Raw genomic sequence first — 2,384 nt, 5'->3', positions numbered from 1 at the left:
GATCGCCAGCGCCTCGAGCGATGTGTTCGATAGCATTGCGCGGAAGGCATCGGTGCGCGGCAGCGGCTGCGACGGTGCACCGGGGGTGGGGTAGCGCACCACCCGCGCCAGCCCCTCGAAGCTGACAAAAATGCTTCCGTCAGATGCCAGCGCCAGCCCTTCGGAATCGGTCAGATATCCGGTAAGCAGCGCACCGTCCGCATCATGCAACCGATCAAAACCCAGCGCCTCTGCACCAGTCAGCAGCCCCTCGGCATCGCGCAGCAATCGCCCCTGCCAGAGTGTCGCGCGATCAGACAGCGCCAGAAACGAGGTGCCATCCGCCGCAACCTCGATGCCCGAAAACCCACCAAACCCCGCCTCTGGGCTGCTCCACGTGATAGAGCCCAGATATTCGGCCAAACCCTCGGCGGGCGCGGCACCAGTGGAAAGAATGAGCGCGAAAATCGCGGCGGTTATTTTGCTGCAAGTACGGCGGCGCATTGGCTGGGCAAATCGGACATGAGATAGGTCTTGGCGTTACGCGGCGGCGGGGTAGTGGCCTTGGGCGGTGGGGTGGTCGCAGGTTTGGGCGGCGAAAGGTAGTCTGTCACCCACCAGTCAAGCGTCGCATCGCAGCCGTTGCCGCCGTTTGACAACTCGCTGACCGTCGGAGACTGGGTGATGCAATTGTCCATCCCCTCGGGGCAGCGCAGCCGCACATGAAAATGCGTATTGTGCCCGGCAATCGGGCGCAGCTTTTGCAGCCAGACCGTATCGCTCCGCTTCGCGGTCTTGCACAGTTCCAGCTTGATCGCGGCGGCCACGAAAATGCGGTCTACCCGCGGATCGCGCGCCGCGGCCTCCAGCAGCGCGGCATGGGCGGGGGTCCAGTTTTCATTCACCGCTTTCTGGTCTGCGGTGCGCACCGAGATGGACGAGATATTCTCGCGCTCGTTGCGGCTCAGGTTCAGCCGGCTGGGTGGCAGCATCCAGACATCAGCATCCAGTCCGATCTGGTGGCTTGCATGATCGCCGGTCATCGGCCCGCCGCGCGGCTGGCTGATATCGCCAATGTAAAGCCCGGCCCAGCCCAGCCCCTGCGCCACCTGCGACAGATTCTGAAGATAGTCGATCATCACAGGCTGGCCCCAGAAACGGTTGCGACTAAGCCGCATCGCCTGCCAGCTTGGCCCGCTTTCAGGCATAGCGACCAGCCCCGCAGCGCAGCCCTTTGCATAAGACCCGATTGCAGAGCTTGCGCCCGCCGCGGGCGTTTGTGTCGCGCCAAACAGGGTGCGCGCCAGCGGCTCTGCCCCGGCGGGTGTGGCCAGCAGCATTGCAGCCAGAAGCCAACGGATCATTGCACCACCTCCCCTTGTGGTTTCACCCATAACATCAGCACCAGCCCGGCCAGAAACAGCGCCACCAGCGGCGAAATGCCAATCTGTTGACTACCGCTAAGTTGCGTTGCCACGCCGATGCTCAGCGGCGCGATAAACGAGGTCGCCTTGCCGGTCAGCGCATAAAGCCCGAAACTTTCGGTCAATTTGGCAGGGTCGGCCTGTCGCACCATCATCGAGCGGCTCGCCGCCTGCATCGACCCACCCGCCGCGCCGATCAGCCCACCGATCACGTAAAAGGCGATGTCGGGCAGCTTGCTATCAGCCGCCACGGCAAAACCGAAAACCGAGTCGCGCGACACATAGACCACGCCCACCGCCACCAGCGTCAGCACTGCCACCGTAAACAGGATCACCGGCTTGGGGCCAAAGCGGTCATCAGCCTTGCCGCCAAGCCACGCAAAGGTTGCCCCCGTGATCGTACCCAGAATCCCGAATATCCCCACGCTGACGATCGACCAGCCAAGCACGCCCACGGCATAGATGCCGCCGAAATAGTAAATGCCGTTCAGCGCATCGCGGTAAAACATCGACCCGATGAGAAAGGCGAACAGGCTGCGATTCTTGGGCAGGCCGCGCAGGGTTTCGCGCAGTTCGGGCCAAGCGCCGCGCACAGCAGCCCCGATTGGCACCATACCGGGGCGGCGCACCTCGCGCACCCAAAGGAAAAACGGCACCATGAACAGCGCATACCAGATCGCGGTGAACGGGCCGACCGCGCGCGTGCCTTCGCGCATCGTCGCATCAAGCCCCAGTATCGGGGAAATCCCGATCAGCGTTTTACCTGCGCCGTTTTCGGCAAAAAGCGTGAGCATGACGATCAGCGCCACCATGCCACCCAGATAGCCGAATGCCCAGCCAGACCCCGATATGCGCCCGATCTGCTCGGGTGGGCCAAGGTCGGGCAGCATGGCGTTGGTGAAGGTGGTGGCAAACTCCATGCCGATCATGCCAAGCGCGAAGGCCAGCATCACCAGCCAGATGTTGAAATCACCCGGCGCT

The 2,384-nt window shown here is 63.1% G+C and carries 3 protein-coding genes; all 3 read right to left on the bottom strand.

The window, feature by feature from the left end; all coding sequences use genetic code 11:
- Window positions 1-402 (bottom strand): esterase-like activity of phytase family protein (locus ABY403_RS15775; protein ID WP_372841767.1); only part of this gene is annotated, 402 nt, incomplete at its 3' end.
- A gap of 53 nt (window positions 403-455) precedes the next feature.
- Complete coding sequence (gene mepA / locus ABY403_RS15770; protein ID WP_372841766.1) at window positions 456-1,343, bottom strand: penicillin-insensitive murein endopeptidase; 888 nt, start codon at window positions 1,341-1,343, stop codon at window positions 456-458.
- Window positions 1,340-2,384: MFS transporter (locus ABY403_RS15765; RefSeq protein ID WP_372841765.1), on the bottom strand; the 1,045-nt coding region annotated here is incomplete at its 5' end. The genes ABY403_RS15765 and mepA, both read right to left, overlap by 4 nt.

It is taken from the genome of Phaeovulum sp., from assembly GCF_041596715.1.
Lineage (GTDB): Bacteria > Pseudomonadota > Alphaproteobacteria > Rhodobacterales > Rhodobacteraceae > UBA6213.
The sequence above is the reverse complement of the archived record's forward strand: the minus strand, read 5'-3'. Positions and strand labels throughout refer to the sequence as shown.